The 18,239-nt window shown below is 47.7% G+C and carries 21 protein-coding genes and 4 tRNA genes; 7 read left to right on the top strand and 18 right to left on the bottom strand.

Annotated elements, in window-relative coordinates:
• Positions 1-105 precede the first annotated feature (105 nt).
• Positions 106-408, top strand: coding sequence for a hypothetical protein (locus CWC48_RS17710; protein ID WP_100492288.1), 303 nt, complete (start codon positions 106-108; stop codon positions 406-408).
• Here the strand turns inward: CWC48_RS17710 and CWC48_RS17705 are convergent, their stop codons facing one another.
• The 8 genes from CWC48_RS17705 to CWC48_RS17675 form a co-directional block, all read right to left on the bottom strand.
• The gene (locus tag CWC48_RS17705) at positions 409-1,389 is read right to left on the bottom strand and encodes an XcyI family restriction endonuclease (RefSeq protein WP_100492287.1); all 981 of its coding nucleotides are present in this window, start codon (positions 1,387-1,389) and stop codon (positions 409-411) included.
• The gene (locus CWC48_RS17700; protein ID WP_100492286.1) at positions 1,386-2,270 is read right to left on the bottom strand and encodes a site-specific DNA-methyltransferase; all 885 of its coding nucleotides are present in this window, start codon (positions 2,268-2,270) and stop codon (positions 1,386-1,388) included. Before CWC48_RS17700 ends, CWC48_RS17705 begins: the two co-directional genes overlap by 4 nt.
• Positions 2,271-2,485: 215 nt before the next feature.
• Positions 2,486-3,547, bottom strand: coding sequence for a hypothetical protein (locus CWC48_RS30565; RefSeq protein ID WP_256581663.1), 1,062 nt, complete (start codon positions 3,545-3,547; stop codon positions 2,486-2,488).
• Positions 3,548-3,764: 217 nt separating this feature from the next.
• A complete protein-coding gene (locus tag CWC48_RS17690) occupies positions 3,765-5,489 on the bottom strand; it encodes an ADP-ribosylglycohydrolase family protein (RefSeq protein WP_157806831.1) in 1,725 nt (574 codons plus the stop codon).
• A 14-nt stretch (positions 5,490-5,503) separates the two neighbouring features.
• Positions 5,504-6,178 carry a DarT ssDNA thymidine ADP-ribosyltransferase family protein gene (locus tag CWC48_RS17685; RefSeq protein WP_100492284.1) on the bottom strand — a complete coding sequence of 225 codons (675 nt, stop codon included), beginning with the start codon at positions 6,176-6,178 and terminating at the stop codon, positions 5,504-5,506.
• Positions 6,175-6,390 (bottom strand): hypothetical protein, encoded by a 216-nt coding sequence (locus CWC48_RS30450; protein WP_218261618.1) that lies wholly within the window; start codon positions 6,388-6,390, stop codon positions 6,175-6,177. Before CWC48_RS30450 ends, CWC48_RS17685 begins: the two co-directional genes overlap by 4 nt.
• Positions 6,369-7,580 (bottom strand): AAA family ATPase, encoded by a 1,212-nt coding sequence (locus CWC48_RS17680; RefSeq protein ID WP_218261617.1) that lies wholly within the window; start codon positions 7,578-7,580, stop codon positions 6,369-6,371. Before CWC48_RS17680 ends, CWC48_RS30450 begins: the two co-directional genes overlap by 22 nt.
• A gap of 151 nt (positions 7,581-7,731) precedes the next feature.
• Positions 7,732-7,947 (bottom strand): helix-turn-helix domain-containing protein, encoded by a 216-nt coding sequence (locus CWC48_RS17675; protein WP_100492283.1) that lies wholly within the window; start codon positions 7,945-7,947, stop codon positions 7,732-7,734.
• Positions 7,948-8,214: 267 nt separating this feature from the next.
• On the opposite strand from CWC48_RS17675, the gene CWC48_RS17670 reads away from it, so the two are divergent.
• Positions 8,215-9,036, top strand: coding sequence for a hypothetical protein (locus CWC48_RS17670; protein ID WP_100492282.1), 822 nt, complete (start codon positions 8,215-8,217; stop codon positions 9,034-9,036).
• 28 nt (positions 9,037-9,064) lie between these two features.
• Positions 9,065-9,529, top strand: coding sequence for a hypothetical protein (locus CWC48_RS30210; protein WP_157806830.1), 465 nt, complete (start codon positions 9,065-9,067; stop codon positions 9,527-9,529).
• 118 nt (positions 9,530-9,647) lie between these two features.
• On the opposite strand, the gene CWC48_RS17665 is transcribed toward CWC48_RS30210, so the two are convergent.
• Positions 9,648-11,666, bottom strand: coding sequence for a hypothetical protein (locus CWC48_RS17665; protein WP_157806829.1), 2,019 nt, complete (start codon positions 11,664-11,666; stop codon positions 9,648-9,650).
• 167 nt (positions 11,667-11,833) lie between these two features.
• Between CWC48_RS17665 and CWC48_RS17660 the strand changes: the two genes are divergently transcribed.
• Positions 11,834-12,448: a recombinase family protein gene (locus CWC48_RS17660; protein ID WP_100492280.1), complete on the top strand. Its 615-nt coding sequence runs from the start codon at positions 11,834-11,836 to the stop codon at positions 12,446-12,448.
• Here CWC48_RS17660 and CWC48_RS17655 read toward each other — a convergent pair.
• The 3 genes from CWC48_RS17655 to CWC48_RS17645 all read right to left on the bottom strand — a co-directional run bounded on the left by CWC48_RS17655 (position 12,437) and on the right by CWC48_RS17645 (position 14,103).
• Entirely contained in the window at positions 12,437-12,934 is a 498-nt protein-coding gene (locus CWC48_RS17655; protein ID WP_100492279.1) for a hypothetical protein, read from the bottom strand. The genes CWC48_RS17660 and CWC48_RS17655 overlap by 12 nt on opposite strands.
• Entirely contained in the window at positions 12,934-13,857 is a 924-nt protein-coding gene (locus CWC48_RS17650; protein WP_100492278.1) for a hypothetical protein, read from the bottom strand. The genes CWC48_RS17655 and CWC48_RS17650 overlap by 1 nt, the downstream gene beginning before the upstream one ends.
• 169 nt (positions 13,858-14,026) lie before the next feature.
• Positions 14,027-14,103 (bottom strand) — tRNA-Arg (locus tag CWC48_RS17645).
• A 325-nt stretch (positions 14,104-14,428) separates the two neighbouring features.
• Here CWC48_RS17645 and CWC48_RS17640 point away from each other — a divergent pair.
• Positions 14,429-14,656: a hypothetical protein gene (locus CWC48_RS17640; RefSeq protein WP_078049873.1), complete on the top strand. Its 228-nt coding sequence runs from the start codon at positions 14,429-14,431 to the stop codon at positions 14,654-14,656.
• Positions 14,657-14,667: 11 nt separating this feature from the next.
• Positions 14,668-14,847, top strand: coding sequence for a PA3371 family protein (locus tag CWC48_RS17635; protein ID WP_078049874.1), 180 nt, complete (start codon positions 14,668-14,670; stop codon positions 14,845-14,847).
• A gap of 20 nt (positions 14,848-14,867) precedes the next feature.
• Here CWC48_RS17635 and CWC48_RS30370 read toward each other — a convergent pair whose 3' ends face one another.
• Positions 14,868-15,182: a hypothetical protein gene (locus CWC48_RS30370; protein ID WP_143523225.1), complete on the bottom strand. Its 315-nt coding sequence runs from the start codon at positions 15,180-15,182 to the stop codon at positions 14,868-14,870.
• Positions 15,183-15,231: 49 nt separating this feature from the next.
• Between CWC48_RS30370 and CWC48_RS17625 the strand changes: the two genes are divergently transcribed.
• Positions 15,232-15,558, top strand: coding sequence for an Arc family DNA-binding protein (locus CWC48_RS17625; RefSeq protein ID WP_003175643.1), 327 nt, complete (start codon positions 15,232-15,234; stop codon positions 15,556-15,558).
• 175 nt (positions 15,559-15,733) lie between these two features.
• Here the strand turns inward: CWC48_RS17625 and mgtE are convergent, their stop codons facing one another.
• From mgtE to csrA, 5 genes are all read right to left on the bottom strand, one after another.
• Positions 15,734-17,176, bottom strand: coding sequence for a magnesium transporter (gene mgtE / locus CWC48_RS17620; protein ID WP_058427502.1), 1,443 nt, complete (start codon positions 17,174-17,176; stop codon positions 15,734-15,736).
• Positions 17,177-17,516: 340 nt separating this feature from the next.
• Positions 17,517-17,593 (bottom strand) — tRNA-Arg (locus CWC48_RS17615).
• Positions 17,594-17,665: 72 nt separating this feature from the next.
• Positions 17,666-17,742 (bottom strand) — tRNA-Arg (locus CWC48_RS17610).
• Between the two features lie 108 nt (positions 17,743-17,850).
• Positions 17,851-17,941: transfer RNA gene (locus tag CWC48_RS17605), tRNA-Ser, on the bottom strand.
• A gap of 62 nt (positions 17,942-18,003) precedes the next feature.
• Complete coding sequence (gene csrA / locus CWC48_RS17600) at positions 18,004-18,192, bottom strand: carbon storage regulator CsrA (protein ID WP_003175645.1); 189 nt, start codon at positions 18,190-18,192, stop codon at positions 18,004-18,006.
• Between the last annotated feature and the right edge of the window lie 47 nt (positions 18,193-18,239).

The raw sequence follows: 18,239 nt of genomic DNA, 5'->3' as shown, positions 1-18,239 counted from the left end.
TGGCAAGAACACTAGGTTTAGTGCGTGAAATCCTTTAACATCAGCGCAACTCCTTTTTCTGCCATGCAGATACAACATAACAAATTTATATAGAGCGCTTTAGCCATGCATCTCATCAAAACTTATGACTCACAAGATGAAGCCAATGAGGCTGTTACCCTATTGAATGGGTTAACACGAGTCGCAAGTGAAAGAGATGACAACACAATAATCTACAATTTATTTGCCGAACCCACTTGGGCAAACCTGCACAAACTAAAAATGTATGATTTACCAGAACTTAAGACTTTGTTATCAACACGTATTTCTTGGGGGACTAGCGAATTAGAACGCCACAAGAAAATCTTACAAGGCCTGGAAAGAGCAGCAAAAAACTTTAACATCCAAATTCCAGGCCATTGGAAATAATTATTGAGCGGACGGAATTCCGACCATGGCAATAATATTTTGTTTGAACTCCTCGTAAGACGCCCCTTTCTTGTGCATAAGGTCTTTCAGCGAGTAGAAAGTATTAGTGGTCGGAGATTCAGTCTTTGCTTTGGCTATATCCAATTTAGCGACATTAACTACTGTCCAGCACTCACGATAACCTTCGTTTTTTGCTTTCTGGTGGCTTTTTTCAGCCTCGCCAATACGGTTATGAATATTAGATATATCTGTTCCACTCTTTACTTCAATAGCAAGAATCTTTCTGACTGCACCATCTGCCATTGTTTCACGAATAACAATATCTGGATCGGATGCAAATTTTACCCACACATCTCGGCCTCCCGAATTTTTGATTTCAATTGCCTCACGGGTGGAGCTGACGATTGCATGACTCAAAATCTCTTGAATAACCGCGAATACGTCTACGATACCTTTTTGGCCAAGCTTATTGTTGACACCTCCCCGCATTTGGGGGCCAACCGTCAATAATGTCAAATCATCTAAAAGCTCAATATTAAGATCTGAAGAACTCAAACCACTCACCAGATGGGATGCTGCACCACATAATGCTTGGCAGAGCTCCTCGATGCTTATTTTAGCTTTACTATTAAGTTTCCCGGCCGTCTCCATTGACTTAAGAGACATAACGCCAAAGCCTGAGCCGTAAAACTCTTTTTGGCTATAACCAAGCAATAGTCGATAATAACCAAGCAGCCGTGGGTTTGCGCGCAGCACGGCAGGCACCGCAAAGACTAACTCCCCCCTAAGCCCCTTCGAAGCAAGCTTCTTGAGATTTTCGTTAGAAACGAATTTAGAAAGCTCCACATCAATATTCGAAACTTCAAGTTGACCTATAGTGTCCAGAAGAGCATTTTGCAACCATAGCTCTCGAAACTCTTTAAGCTTGCTAGCAAAAGATACTTGCAGTTCGGGCAATGGAAAAGAGAGGTCCGTCTTCATGCAGCATTGATCCTAACAATTTTATTGAAAGTACCGCCCAAACGATCCAGCGCAAGATCCACGTATGACGGATTTAATTCTATACCAGCAAAATTTCGATTTTCTTCATTACATACTAAACCAACAGTACCGGAGCCAAAAAAAGGATCTAAAACAAAATCGCCCGGCTCAGTAGAAGCTTTAATACATGGGCGAATTAAATCCAGAGGAAAAGTTGCAAAATGAGCCCCAGCGTATGGTTTTGTATTGACATTCCAAACTGATCGCAAATTTCGTAACCCCCCACCATCGGCAACTTGCTTGACAGCATCAGAGTCGTAATAGTATTTCTCAGACTTACTAAACATAAAAAGAAATTCATGTGATCGAGTAGGGCGATCCTTTACGCTCTCGGGCATTGCATTTGGCTTGTTCCAGATGATGTCCGTCCGGAGGTACCACCCATCATCTTGAAGAGCGAAAGCTAGACGCCAGGGAATGCCCATCAAATCTTTCGGTTTGAGCCCTTCGGGAGTGTCCGGACGAACAGTCATAGCTCTAGCTGGATTCTTTTTATCCGCAGCCCTGTAACCACGATTGCCACTCGTATAACCGTCACCTATATTAACCCAGAGCGTACCATCATCAGTAAGCACTCGTTTAACTTCGGAAAAAACCATCACTAACTTTTGAATGAATTGAGGCATAGCCATTTCTAGGCCTATTTGCTCATCAATTCCATAGTCACGAAGCCCCCAATAAGGAGGTGACGTCACAACACAGCGCACACTTCCGCTCGGCAACCGACGCAGAACAGTAAGCGCATCCCCCTCAAATATTGTAGATGCATCGAGATTAAGAACAGGTTCACGTGTAACTTTTTCAACTATTGGCTGCGTCATATCCACCCCTAATGCGTCTGCGGCGGTGATTTTACTATATCCAGAGAGTTTTTGACAGTATTCCGTTAAGCTCTGAACTATAGTAAATTCCAGAAAACCTGTAGTTCACACGAATGAAAAAAACAAAAGACAGCCTGCTTATCAGTCAAAACTCACGAAGCTAGACATCCAAAGATGTTTAGTTAAACAATAACAGCTTTAAAATTCCCACTAAATTAAATATCCCCACTCACGAAATATGCTCTTTCTGGAAAATCCAAATATGACATCACTTTTCTGTTTAGCTTCTTGATATCAGGCATCCCGCCCTGGAGTGCTTCGAAAGCAGCATCGTACAAAACATCCTTAAATGACCGCCAGTCATGAGGATCTTTAAGCATGGCCTGACCATATTTTTCAACCATCAAATACTCATACTTAACATAAAAATACTTATTATAGGTCTTACTCTTCTCTACACGAGAGAGGGCCATATACCCTATATACATAATCAGCCTAAGCTTTTTAAGGTTTTTGGAGCGCTTCGAATCAACAGAAATAAACCTTGAAATACTATCCATGTAAGCTAGATACTTAGACTCCCTGCATTCAGGGGCAAACGAACAAGACTGGCTAGACAGATCAGACCATTGTTCCAACAAGCTTGTATAACTACTATGAAGGAGATCATCAAACTCAAGGCTATCATCAAGCATCAGGATTTTCAAAGCGACCTGAACTTTCTTTGACTTCCTAACTGGAGTACACTGAATATACTCAGAGATAATATCCCCCAAATATTCTTCTATTTTTATTAAAATATCATTATTACTTGTCACATCACCCACACACCACTTACTTAACAACTTCTCGTTCTCTATCAGCAAACCACCAGCAATATATGCATTGCGAAATTTATAATTTTGGTAAGCTCCTCCATAAAAAAGATTCAGATGATGAAACAGACCAATGAAGCCCTGGCCCTTAACAGGTGCAATATGACAAAGATGCACCTTGCCAGCAGGACGATTTCTCACAAGATCCATAGTTTTAATAAAAGACTCTAAAGTATGACCTTGCAGGATTTGGACTGTGCCAGCATTCCTACATTGCCGAACCAAATAAAGCATCTCATCATTTTGGCGTAAATTTGATCTTTTCTGATCTAGCCTTGTCAGACGAGACTTTTTCTTCCGATTATCAATCTTCCTACACTTTGCACTGCAATACTTCTGCACTGCCCACTGCTTAGAATTCTTTTCAATTACGCTTTCACATACTGCACATATTTTTTTCATGACTACTTCTCTGAAGTCGTAGTCATTATTTACAGTTTTAAATTCTAAGCCGTCCCCATAACCTGACTAGTGAGCGACCGAGTAAAACAGTCTCTCTTCAGCCCTTCAATAATGCAAAAAAAATGGGCTAACATTGCTGTGAGCCCAATATTGTCTGTGGCGATGAATGCGTCGAACAGCGGAGTTTCGCACGCCACCTTCGAGCTTTAGCTTAAAGCTACTTTGACTGATTCTTCTTTTGCCTCACATCTATAGCCTTCCCAATTATTGCCGAAAACGCAATTGCATTCTCAATGGCCTGCTCACCGACAACACATTCCAAAAAACACTGCCCTAGTACATCGCTTGCAAAATTGCTTCTAATTACAATATCCGTTAGCTCGGCTACACTACGATTGGTAGGCGGGGGCAAAACACCAGATGAGCTAATTGAGGGATCGACTTCATCTGCGCTTGTAAGCTTCCTGGGTTCCTGGACTCCTACAGCACTTTTAACACTAGACGACACCGCTGGAGGAAATAAAGGAAGACTATCTCCTGTAGATAGCACCTGCTTTTCAATATTACTGGAGTAGGCATCTACGTTCGTCAACGCCATTTTTTTCTTATGTTGGCTTTCAAAGCCAGCATTGCTAGTCCGGTGCTTACAAAGAATAGTCTGACCAAAAGGCATTCTGAACCACTCCCAAGTGAACGGTCCAGAACTCCAGCTTTTACTAATCGGATCGATAGTTCCGAAACCGTTTAGAAAGTAGCCGTCTTCGTTAAGCTGGAGTGCGTTACTTTGATTTGACGGTGGTTGCCAAGTCATTAGATCCGGGTAGCGGAATCCATCGCTATTTCTTCCTTCAGCGATACGAGCTATTCTAATCGCCTGATAGCGGATGTACTCTTCATCCTGAACTGCCCATGACGGGGGAGTCATAGAAATCCCCCCCAAAAGAGCACCAACCATAGTACCAATGGTATCAGTATCACTGCCGAGCGCATTTACGGCGATCTGTATAGTAGTGTCAATCTGCTGATCTTGTGCGATCCAGGCAAGATAAGCTGCTGCTAATGCAGTATTTGTTCCTGTCCCCACACGAGTGGTGAAACACTCCAAAACCTCAAGAGCTTTTAAGTAGCTATTTTCTATATCAACAGGAAAATCTCCAAGAAATGAGACGTACTGCCTCATTTCATCAGCCACTTCATTTACTGCCGAATGTAGATCAACACCACTAGCTTGTTCCCAAGCGCCTAGCCAAAACTTGCCTAGTTGGAAGTCAGCTTTAACAGCCTGGAGGATCTCATCAAAGCCTGCGATAAACCCCAACCATTCCGATGGTCCAGGGACATCACCTGTATCTAAAACATATGCTAAGCAGTCAGCATGAAACACTGCTCCGCACACACCTCGCATGTGGCCGTGGGTGACTAAAGAGTCTTTCAAAACATCAGTTAAATATTCTCTTTTTGATCCTCGAGGCCGCCTCCAAACATGCGGCTGAACTCTCATTGCAGCGCCATTCCCGCCACCCTGAAAATAAGTCTGATCACCCTGAGAGTAAAAATTAGAGAACCAATTAACATCTCGCTTAGCAATATTGGAAGCAGCAACTTTAGTGCCACGCCCTCCACCAAGAGCGTAAGAAGCCCATGTGGAAAGCTCTACCTTAGCAAAGGCTTCTACATCGAAAAAACCATCACCTTGAATACTTCTGCAAACTGCCAAGCGGAGCTGCGTGTCATCAGAATAGGTTCCTGCTGGTAGTTCTACTGTCACACCAGCAATTCCGCCCACTTTGCGTTTCCACGCGACTGTCCGTAGTACCTTACCTTTGCCAGTACGGCGCATCACACCTTTCTTATCAACAAGCTCAGTGATCCAACCCAGCGCATCTGCTGCTGCCGCCCAAAGAGCTGAATTGATAATCGAGTTTTCTAAGTTCGGTCTCACGTTTTCCTCGACTATCAGTTGGGCTGACCAAGAAACTTGGATTCGTTAATGATAACAGAAACGCCAGAAATTTTGTAATATGTAAGCCAGCCTTCCACCAAATCAGAATGATCATCGCTGGTGACATATATACTTTGCAGATAAGAAAGTTCTAACGGGTTCGGGTATAGAACTTCCGCCTGTTCACAAGTTGGAAGACTGGCAGGGCGGCTCAACCTATTAACAGTCCAACCCGGCTTTCGCTCAGTACTGTTAGAAAACAAAGCATCGAGCCCTTCGGCTCCCTTTGCCCTATGGGTTTTTGGATAGACGTTGTTAGTGGTACTAAAATAAACACCTTCCTGGCTTAGTATTGAAGCTTTAAAAGCCAGTATTACCCACCATCTGTCGCCAGATGTATGCCATCGTTGCGACGCAAACTTAAAATAACTACGATTTATTTCTGATATGGAAAGATTTATGTAATCCAACCAATCTTCTTTCTTATCAAAATGACTAGCCGCTTCTTGTCTCGTGGCAGACGTCGGCGCAGCCACATGTGCCAAGTGGTCCTCTTCTGGCAATGCGCGGCGTGATAGAACACTTCCTAATGTAAGAATCCCGACTAACCCGTGATTACTCGTAAAGTGCAAGAGCTCAGTAATTCCCCTACGATCCGCGACGTCTTTTACAGCAATAGTTGTAGTCATAGCTCAATCTCTGTAAATGTGTCAGCCTTGAAAAAACTAATCAAATCAGATTCTTCACCTGGCTTATAGCCGACCAATACAGATTTTTTTGCTCGTCCTAACGCCATTCCTAATAGTCGGCGCAGGCGTAACAATTCATCATCATCTTGCTCAATGCCGTGAGGCGTATTTTTACCACTTAACCCTATAACTATAACATGATCAAATTCCAAGCCTTTTGCTGAGTGCATGGTGCAAAGGGCAATATTCCCCCCCCACTAGGCCAATTTCGACGGCGCGTTAAGTCAAAATACTTTAAACCAGCAGCATCGAGTCCTTTTTTTGTGTCGTCAAACCAGCCTTTCCCCCGCGGCTTTAGAAATGCCACTGTTTCTTTTTCTAAATCTACGTGTTCCTCTATCCAATCTATAGCGTACTGAAGTTGCTGATTGTATTTCCCCTTAATAACCACAGGCAGATTTCCATCCCTAACGGCCGCATTAAGGTCAGGCAATGTACCGTCATCATCTACTTGCAGGCCTTCGAGAATCCCCCTAGCAAACTCCGCGATTTGCTTACTATTTCTGTGATTGACCTTCAAACGATGATAAACACATGTTTGCATGTCAAGCCCTGTCTCGGCCCAAGTAAATCCTCTCGGGTAAAGTCTTTGAGCCGTATCAATAACAAGGGTAAAACAATGCGGAGATGCCAGATGATGCTTTAGTGCTCTTATCTGGTTTGCCGAGAAATCTTGCGCCTCATCAATGATGATAACATCGTATTCCAAGCTGTTTAGTTTCAGCATTTTATCGCAAAGAGAGCTCCAGTCTTGATACCCGCCCCCTTTAAAACTAGACAGGGCATCTTCGTACTTAGCTATCGCAACCAGAAACTCAGGACGCATGGTACGAGGAACTGCTGGACTCGCCCCCCTCCCGGTTCTCTCCAAAGCTATATAATCTTGCCTGCTCTCTTTCTCAAATCTTCCTACTATATACTCCATCTCCGACACAGCAAAATCAGAGGGAAGTCGAATATGAGAACTTGCGCGGCGCAACATGGCCTCTCTAGTAACATCATCGATGATTGGCGGATCATTTAAAGCGTTACTAGCCCAGGCAGCAAATGTTGAAACATCATATGTGACATTCGGCATGGCACCTAGCTGAACACTTGCCAAATGCTCGACGTAGCCCGCCAAAGTCCTATTAAATGTAATCACTAGAACCTTAACCGGCTTTTCCACAGCTAATCGCCTACGCCTTGCGATAAAAGTGTGTGCCAGCGATTCAAGCCTTAGAAGCGCCGTAGTAGTTTTTCCGCTACCTGCGGCCCCTCTGATGACCTCAATCCCCATCTTCGTTCCGCTGATGATCGGCAGCTGCTCAGCTGTAGCTTTATGAGGTTGCAGTATTAACATTTTTTCTGTCCCTGAAGCCCTTCTGCGCCATCGCATGGGTGAGGCAACGCTACCACGTCCCAAAGGGTAGATCACCTATCAGCTTGGCGTCCGCAATTGGGCGGCCCGAGACTTCGATACTCCGCAGCGTGAGAGCATGAGAGACAAAAAACTAAAGATCAACGAATAGAGCTGCAAGCTCGGTTTTGAGGGCGTCAGCGAGTGTTTTGATTGCATCCAGGCTTGGATTTGCACCACCTGTCTCGATTCTCGACATGTAGGTGCGAGCAAAGCCGCACTTGTCCGCGAAGGCTTCCTGGGTCATGCCGGTGGCAAGACGAAGCTCACGGATACGGTGACCAAAGCGATGACGTAGGGAAGAAGGCATTCCCAGATGATGTGGTGATGTGATCTAATCGTGAACACACTAATCGTGACATTGGTTGTTTTATGATCAACTTTCTCACAAAAACCTCGGCCTCTCGCGTTTTTGGCCTTAGCCAGGTACCTAAGCTCTCCGACTACGATAGTGGCGTTATCGCCAAAACCGACGGTGTCGGGATCTTAGAGGCAATTAGACATCACATCTGATTGGTGTTCATGCAACGTTACTGCTACATAAAACTCAATCTTAATGCTGATAAGGAAGTTAGATATGGTCAGGGTTGTTGTGACTCTCTATTTCGCACTGCTATGCACATTGTCTCATGCCGCTTTGCCACCTGCCCCCTTGACTATTTCGGCGGCTCAGGAGGTGGCAAACGAATTCAAGGACCACTATGAGGATGACTTTAATTACGATATGTCCAGAGTTTCGAAGTCCGTATTCCCGACACCAGAGCAGTCATATGTATATGCAAAGTACATGAATAAAGCGTTCGCAAAAGCCGGTTATAGCTTGGACGAGACTTTATATGATTTCTTCAAGATTGGTGGTGCAGCTGGAGGGGTCGCAGGCCATCCTAATATTTTATTTGCTCAAAAACTAAATCTCACTGTATATGCTGCTGCCTTGAAGAATGCTGATATCGCTAACGCGTTTATCAAGGCTAATGCTGTTTCTGAAAGAACAATACTGTATGCAAAAGATGTTGCGATAGATTTTCCAATTACAAATGTTGATTATGTGGTTGACGCAACTCCAGGATATTTGATACCGGACAGCGAAGGGTACAGCCGAGAAAACGGGAGATTCATAGGTCAAATAAAAATTGGGGCTGGCCCTTGGAAAGGCTGGTTGTACTTCGAGTCTGAAACACGTCGGGGTGAACAGTACGGTATCGGAGTTGCAGATATTGCAGGTCTTGACGATGATGAAGCAGAGGTATTCAAAGCGCTAAATGGGAAAAGGGTAAAAGTAGAGGGTACTTACTTTATGGCTAAAGGACAAACGGTGGGAGACCCTAACACCAGAAATTTAGCAATCGACCCGTTACTTTTCGATATGAGTCACAAGTTGATCTTTAAAGTCCTATAACATCCTTGGCTCGCAAAAAGGAATTTCTGTGAATACTCTCAAATATCTAGCCATTGCGGCAATTTCTAGCGTTTCAACTTTCGCATTTTCCCAGCAGTTCACCTACTTCTCATACCAAGAAGACGGGTATGCTGGAAGAATGCTCGTTGCGAATGAACTAGCGTACGGCAGCCCTGTGCAACCTATTGCCGTACATATCCAGACTGTAGATACGAGCACCCACCACGAATGTGATGTTTGGGCTATGGAGAGCACAGTTTCCAGGATCAAGTCGGATGGAGAGATATCTACATCGATGCGGGTGGTAGATGAGAATAAAAAACCCACCGGTGAAACTTTTGATGTTGTGCTAGGGAGATCAGGAGTTGTAATTACGTCGTCCACGCCAAGTCAGTATTGCGGTGTCTCAGCTATGTTCTCGGGTCATTGGGTGCGTAGTCAAGAGGAAGTGGGTGGCGAAAATGAACAGGGAGGTGAGCAAGATGCGTTGTGAGTGTTTGCGCTTGCTAATATAGATATCCAATCTCTACGGCTTAGCTAATTAAAAAAGGCCCCGTTTTGGATTATTCAGCGGGGCTTTTATTTCTGTATTAGCATAGCGGCTAATTTGACTATCGACTCTCCTCTTCACCTTTCATTGCGTCTGTCGAGTGATCTCCTTTTCCTGTTGCAGCTGAGCGAGCAGATCTGTTCAAGTTTTGAAATTCATAAGCCTTCTCGGCAGTATCAATTTTTTCAATCTTTTGAGCGAGAGCTGACGCTTTTTGCTCATCACAATAAAGTAGCGCTCCTAGGAGATTGTAGCTTTGTTCGCTTTCCATCTCAGAAGAACTGGCCATAGTCAAAAAGTCGACCACTTTGGATGGCGAGCTTGCAAAGATCCTAGATTTGTCCTCGACAAAAGTCATCATCACTTTGTCCCAGGTCGCAAATATGTAACCTTCCTTCAAGCTGGTTTTAAGAAAAGTACAAACAGAAGCGTCGTGATCAATAATTATCGATGGCCTTCCAGGCTTTCCGCCAGCAATCTCTTGACGAATTTCAGGGTCCCATCTGCCAGTGGAGATTATTTCAATGCCGAAGTCTTCGAGCATGGACTCGATAGTGTTCTCTATTTTGCGAGGCGTAGAGTTTCCAGCAATACCAAAATGTGCTAAAAAATCTTTGAGCGTATATCCCTCTTCTAGCTCGCCTTTTTCACGAAGATGACTATAGTGACTTAGATACGAGTTGCTAGAAGATTTAAGAGCAATTCGGTTGTCTTCATTTAAAGCGCTGTACGTCTGCAAGAACTCAAGTGCTTCCTTGCCATGAAATACCATTTCGTTCACATAGCACTGGGGAACTGCTATCTGAACACGATGGCTATTACACAGCTGATGTAAAGCAGCAGCGGATATACTATATCTCGACCTTACCGAACCAAAGCACAGGCCAAAAAGCAATGGCATCGCAACACTTGAGTCAAGTAGCATGCGAACGTCGGTGGTACGTCCTAATGCTCTATATATATCGAAAGTGTTTGTGGTAAAGATGTGTTCGATAGTTTTCCCGTATTGACTAACCCTTGCGACAGACAGTTTGGAAAGGTCTTCGTAGAGGGATTGTTTTCGGCGATTCAGATTATGCGCAGCTAGGAATTCTAAGAGGCTAGCCTCCTGTATCCCATCACCATTAAGTACCCCCTCGCGCGCAGACACTTCAAGTGCTAATTCTATGAGTTTTCGAGCATCATCAGTAGAGAGAGAGTACTTAGCTTTGATTTGGTCGATATCATGGCTAATAGACTGCAAGTAATCTTCTTCTGCGGCCTCCATTGATTTGCGAGTCGGTTCTGACAAGTGGAGTCGAGAGGCACCAGTTAATATATCACCTCTAGATGCAAGCCGTGATGTCGCACTTCTAATGTCATGCTCAATATCTACCCCAGGCATACCGCTGGAGATCGAAGAGACCAGCTGCGCTATCGTAATATCTGGATTTTTGAGCAGATGTGCACGAATGTTGCTTTCGATAACGTCCTGGCGGAGATCCTTAGCCTCGTTTGAAAAGAGCAGCAGGTTACTTAACGCAATCTCTTTGGAAGTAGCCGCAATCTTTCCCTGCACTAGATAACCTAGCCTTTCATAAGCCGCCTTCATCACGCCAGGACTTGAAAGCGCTGTTGAAATCCTGTTCAGGTCAATGACAGTTAGCTCGACCTCGCCTTTTTGCCGATAATTATTTTTTTTGAATGCGTTAAGATCAGTGTCTCGAATCGGTCTATTTGTTACATATATCAAATGTCGTTTGCTTGCTGCTCTAGTTACATCGGCTTCATCATTGATTTTATTTTCCCAATCTTTGCGAACACTTAACTGAATTCGGAGATCAGTACGCGAGCAGATAACGTCTCTACCGCCATCACCTGTTCCATCAATAACGCTCAGCTCTTTGTAACCCTCACTTTCTAAGAAGAGCAGCGACACATCGTAGAATTTTTTCTCTTCCACATCCTGAATAGCTCTTCTCAACCCAGAAAAGTACATAAGCGAAGCTCCATGTATAAAACGAATGAGGCCAACAGGCTGACTGTGCAATGTCAAACGTGAAGCCGTAGCGCTGTGTGCATTGCATCGATCTTGCCACATGATCAGGTGCTCCGATACGTAGCTCAATATGCACGTTGAAGTGTTCTATGCGGGTATGCCTATCCAGATACAGGCTTATTTTGCCTTTCTCGCGCTTTTCGCTTGATAAGTAACACCCAAAGTGAAACAGTATTAGTAGAACGCCCTAACTGATACAGGCGCCCATCATGTTCATCCGCGCATATCTCCGAGCATCCACCGAAGAGCAAGACGCCGGCCGCGCCCGCGCCTCGCTCGAGCAGTTCGCCAGCGACTATAACAAGGTCATTGCGAGCGTGTACCTGGAGAATGCCAGTGGCGCCACCGCCGACCGGCCGGAGCTGCTGCGCCTGCTCAAGGATGCCCGCAAGGGTGACGTGTTGCTGGTGGAGTCGATAGACCGCCTCTCCCGCCTCCCGGTTGAGGACTGGCAGAAGCTCAAGGCAGCGATCGACTCCAAAGGCCTGCGCATCGTCGCGCTCGACCTGCCGACCAGCCACCAGGGAATGCAGGACACCAAGGGCGACGAGTTCACCGGTCGGATGCTGGGCGCGATCAACTCGATGCTGGTGGAAATGATGGCAGCGATCGCGCGCAAGGATTACGAGCAGCGCCGCGAACGTCAGGCCCAAGGTATCGAAAAAGCTAAAGCCGCCGGCAAGTATCAAGGCCGACCAGTAGACGAGGACCTGCATAAACGAGTTACGGAGCTGCTCCGCGCCGGCCTCGGAATTCGCGCAACGGCGCGGCACGCAAGCTGTTCAACCACTACCGTTCTAAGGATTCGAGATTCAATCACCTGAAATTTTTGGTATATCTGGCTTTTTCTTTTCGTCGATCATCTCGTTATACCTTCCCACTTGAAGCTGCATAAGCTGATTGGGCAGAGTTAAAGAGATGATGAATGCCAGAGTCGCAAGTGTCAGATAGAGCCTTTCCACCCAAAGAAGTACGTCAGCCGAACCTTTACTTTTATCTAGAAGATTCGCGACAAAAACAAGCCCAAGAACCCCAAGATAGAGCATAAACAGCCATTTGTAACGAATGATTCGGTTTACGAAGGTGGTCTTCTTTGCTGCTGCTTCCCGCCAAATCTTGGCGGTTGGCTTAGGCTCAATCAGCAGCGTAAGGACGGTCATTAGGAAACCGGCCAAGATTGAGAAGACGTCAGTAATCATCGACCTGGCGTCGTTATTCTCATGCACCAAAGGCTGCCCATGCCATCCGCACCAACCGCTGACGAATGCAGCACCCAAAAAGAATACAAGTCGACGCCAGTCAATTTTCATCATTGCTCCAGCAGCTTTTGATTCTTGAGTTGCCCGCAGTACCTAACCATTGCATCCCAAACTTCTACGTGATTCACCGATGTCCCGTTCTTCTCGACGTTGATAGAAGAGTGAAGCTTCACATCCTCACTGGTGATTGGCGTTCCATCGCGCGTGAGAATCGTGAAGCTATCTACGGGTGAGTCGTCGTCAGAAAGAATCTCATTCGCCAAGTCAGTGATCGTGCTCTGAGATTCGACCGTGGCGCGAGAATTTCCATCAAGCCCGATTTCAAGCGCCACGATCATGTCTTGGAGAGACTTCTCCTGAGAGCGATTGGGGTCTTTACCGATCAGTGCCATGACCTCTTCGCCCACGGAAGACAGTACACCACCAAACCATCCCCCATCTTCCTTCGGCAGACTCAACTTATAGGCATTCACATTGAGCCGGATAGATTTCGCTCCCTGTGCATTGAGCAGCGCTACCCTGTCAATGTTGCTTGAGGCGTGAAATTTTATAGGGTCGAGCTGATACCTCTGGGACTTCATGAGCTGGAAAAAATAACTCGCACACTTCTGATGCGTCAGCCCATGCCCACAGAACAAAACATTGTGTGCGTTGACGAGCACGTAACATTCCCCGGCTTTGATCTCCTTCCCTGCGGGTGCACCCAATACCCCCTCATCGTCGAGCTTGCCAACGGCCTTGGGGGTTAGCGTCGAGCTGTGGCTGCCAGGTGAGTACCTTGCGAGATGGTAAAGCCTTCCCAAAGGGGAGTCGCGAAAGCGTTGTATCCGTACAACATCCTCAAACATCGAGATTTCAGTCTGGCCGATATTGAGCTTATCGGAGATGTCGATAAGTGCTGCACTGCAATCCACCAAGCCCCCTTTCGGGTTGATAACTCGAAAGCAGTAGATACGCTTTAGAACTCTACTCATAGGACATTCCTGCATACGAATGGGGAAAGATGCAGGAGGGGAAACCTCAGAGGGCGACCCAGAAGAAATTAGGGCCTGAAAAGCGAGGGGTTCACATCCTATTGCACCCACTACGCACCCACGGCTTAAATCGACGTGAGGCTTAAAACGTTGAAACCCTAGAAAAATATGGTGTCCCAGGGCCGGTTCGAACGGCCAACCTTCCCCTTAGGAGGGGGATGCTCTATCCAATTGAGCTACTGGGACAAATGACAGCCGTCGAGCCATGGGCATGGCGACGGACGGCGTGCATGTTAACGGTCAGGGTGGGTTTTGTCATGTCGTCCGTGGGCTTTTTGAGTGTAGGCCTATACCTCTGTGAATGATCCCGGTTTGGCCCTGCAAATACGGGCTCCCAAGGCCATCGTGCAAATTGCACTCCCCCAAAACGCCATCATTGCAAATTGCAACCTTTCCACCTTTTGAAGTAGACTCAACCTGTTGATTTTATTGAATTATTAGATTGGCACGACACCTGCAATACTTCTCCTACAAACCCAATAAGCCACGGCGTTGAGCGGAGAACATAATCATGAACAGTGCCCTTCTGTTAGCCCTTAACACCGTAGCCCTGGCTGCATTGGTCACGTTTCACTTCCAGTCGACAGGCGCCAACGACCCGGCGCAGATCAGCCAGGCCGTGCCGCACCACCTGCAACAACGTCCGCAACTGGCGGTCATGACGCCTAACGCGCAGTCGCCAGTCCGTCTGGCCCAGGGCACCCAATCTGCACCTGCGTCTGAACACTGGGTTTTCTGAGGAAGTCGTTGATGAACAAATTCGCCTGGCTGTTTCTCTGCCTGACTGCATTGGCCGTCGTTGTTGGCATGGGCACCGAGTCTGCAGACAGCCAAACTACCGCATTCATCGCCAGCGGCGTGTTTGCCAGTCTTCTGGTGCTGACCTTGATTCTAGGTCGTCGCATCAAATTCGATCCCGTCCTGCGCTAACCCCACCCCCCTCGCCTACCTTATGTCGCCTCACCCTCGCTAATCGGCAAATTGCCACTAGTCTTAAAGCTAAGGGCAAAAGGCCACTTTGCGATAGGATGTGCGGCCTCAAACCCTGTGGTGGCCTGACTTGCGGGAAGTTCCCTCGCGGATTTACGCGAAGAAAAATTTTCCAACCAGTCCGCAAAAATGCAAATGAGTGCTGGCATAAAGCCTTTAGGCAGTTCAATATTTGTCACAGAATTGACGCCAAGGAAATGGCAAATCTGAGGCATGATGCGACCTCTTTGCAATTCAGGTTGAACTTTGGTCGTGAGCCTTGTCTTAACACTCATCTTGCGGCCAATTCCAAAAACCGCTCCCCTGAACTAACCGGTTAAATATATGCGCCCATTGAAACAGGCAATTTATTCCAGCCGTACGGCTGACAAGTTCGTCGTACGTCTGCCAGACGGAATGCGGGAACGCATTGCCGAGGTGGCTCGCAATCATCACCGCAGCATGAACTCCGAAATCATCGCGCGCCTGGAACAAAGCCTCATTCAGGAAGGTGCGCTGGGCGACGAGTTGAGCATGCGCCTGGACAGCCCCGAGCTGTCGCTGCACGAACGCGAACTGCTGCAGCGCTTTCGTCAGCTCTCCCACCGCCAGCAAAATGCTCTCGTCTCGCTTATCGCGCATGACGTTGAGGCGGCCGCAGAAGCCAATTGATTTGCAGCTGAAAGCCGAAGCCAGCCATGTGCTGGCTTTTTTTTGCCTGGGATTTGAGGGGGGGGGGTCGCGAAAGCGCCGGAGAGAACGAACGGGCTACTGGGCCTTGTGCGTTATCGTTGAGGACTTTTCGCTGGCAAGCCAGCTCCTACAGGGGAGCTGGCGCCAAGAGGGATTAGAGCAGGAAGATGGTTGCGAGGCCCAGGAAGATGAAGAAGCCACCACTGTCGGTCATAGCCGTGATCATCACGCTGGCGCCCATGGCAGGGTCACGACCAAGGCGGGCCAAGGTCATGGGGATCAACACCCCCATCAGGGCAGCGAGCAGCAAGTTGAGCGTCATGGCGGCGGTCATCACCACACCCAGCGACCAACTGCCATACAGCAGGTAGGCCACCACGCCGATCACTCCACCCCACACGAGGCCGTTTATCAGGCCTACCGCAAGCTCTTTGCGCAACAGACGCGATGAGTTGGCCGTACTGACCTGATCCAGCGCCATCGCCCGTACGATCATCGTAATGGTCTGGTTACCCGAGTTGCCACCGATCCCCGCCACGATCGGCATCAGCGCCGCCAGCGCCACCAGCTTCTCGATGGAACCCTCGAACAGCCCGATCACACGCGAGGCAATAAAGGCGGTGATCAAGTTAACGGCCAGCCAGGCCCAGCGGTTATGCAACGAACGCCAGACCGAGGCAAAAATATCTTCCTCTTCACGCAGACCCGCCATGTTGAGGACTTCGGTTTCGCTTTCTTCACGAATCAAGTCGACGATTTCATCGATGGTCAGACGCCCGATCAGCTTGCCGTTCTTGTCGACCACCGGCGCCGAGATAAGGTCATAACGCTCGAACGCCTGGGCCGCATCATAAGCATCCTCATCGGGATGAAAACTCACGGTGTCGCTGGCCATCAAGTCCGCAACTTTCTTTTCCGGATCATTCACCAGCAGGCGCTTGATCGGCAGCACACCCTTGAGAATGCCTTCGTAATCAACCACGAACAATTTGTCGGTGTGACCTGGCAACTCTTTGAGTCGGCGCAGATAACGCAGGACCACTTCCAGGCTGACGTCTTCGCGGATGGTGACCATCTCGAAGTCCATCAGCGCACCGACCTGATCCTCATCGTAGGACAGCGCGGAGCGCACGCGCTCACGCTGCTGAGTATCCAGCGCTTCCATGAGCTCATGGACAACATCACGGGGCAGCTCGGGAGCCAGGTCAGCCAGTTCGTCGGCGTCCATCTCCTTGGCCGCAGCCAGGAGCTCGTGATCGTCCATGTCGGCGATCAGGGTTTCACGGACCGAGTCGGAAACTTCTAGCAGGATGTCGCCGTCGCGGTCGGCCTTGACCAACTGCCAGAGGGTCAGTCGATCATCCAGCGGCAAGGCTTCGAGAATGTAGGCGACGTCGGCGGAGTGCAGGTCGTCGAGCTTGCGTTGCAGCTCGACGAGGTTTTGCCGGTGAACCAGGTTTTCGACCAGGTTGTTATTCGGGCCGTCCTGGCGATGCGTCAGGTCTTCGACCACGCGCTGGCGCTGCAGCAGCTCGATGACTTGAGCGAGGCGATCCTGCAGGCTTTCTTGTGTTTTCTTTACTTCTACTTCGGTCATAGGCGAACTCCACTCCCAGCAGCGGGGCACGCCGGAAGGATCAATCAGTCAATTCATGATTGGTAAAACGGGATACTGAGTAACTACTGGGTAAGTCCATGGAGGTATTCCACAAGCCCCGGCGGGGCTGACGGGCGCAATGATACACCGCCCGGCCACTTTAAACGTTAAAAAACTGGAAAGAACAAGCGCTTGCGAGCCAAAGCTAAGCATTGGCTGCATCTAAGAACTGCGACGACGCAGCGGGAAAGGAAAACACATGCAGGCAGGAGAAAAAGATGAAGTCCTACACAAACCCCAGACGGCAAAAAGCCCGCACTAGGCGGGCTTTTTGTTTGTATGGTGCACTCGACAGGATTCGAACCTGTGACCGCTCGGTTCGTAGCCGAGTACTCTATCCAGCTGAGCTACGAGTGCAGATTGTGTTTTTAGACCAGATCACAACTGGTTGTAACCGAATCACCTGCATTGCTGCAACTGACTCTTAAATGGTGCACTCGACAGGATTCGAACCTGTGACCGCTCGGTTCGTAGCCGAGTACTCTATCCAGCTGAGCTACGAGTGCATTTGTTGCCGCGCATTATAGGCCGTTCAATCTCTATGTAAAGCTATTTTTTCGAGTAATTTCAACAACTTACCGAAAAAACCAGATTGCAACGTACTAAGCAAATAATGGCGGAGAACGGGGGATTCGAACCCCCGACACCCTTTTGAGGTGTACTCCCTTAGCAGGGGAGCGCCTTCGGCCACTCGGCCAGCTCTCCGCAACACGGGGCGTATATTAACCACGTTCATCCCCGTTTGCAAACATAAAAAACGATAAAAATTAAAGGCTTGGTTCTTCGTCCTTCTCTTTCTTGATCCGCAGGTAGATTTCCTCGCGGTGCACCGCTACCTCTTTCGGAGCGTTAACCCCGATACGCACTTGATTGCCTTTGACGCCGAGCACGGTCACGGTGATTTCGCCATCACCGATAATCAGGCTTTCTGCGCAACGACGAGTCAGAATCAGCATACCTTTCTCCTCACGCATTTCAGTTCAGGAACAACAGTCTGCAAAAA

It is taken from the genome of Pseudomonas sp. S10E 269, assembly GCF_002798465.1.
In the GTDB taxonomy this organism is placed as follows: Bacteria; Pseudomonadota; Gammaproteobacteria; order Pseudomonadales; family Pseudomonadaceae; genus Aquipseudomonas; species Aquipseudomonas pergaminensis.
The sequence above is the reverse complement of the archived record's forward strand: the minus strand, read 5'-3'. Positions and strand labels throughout refer to the sequence as shown.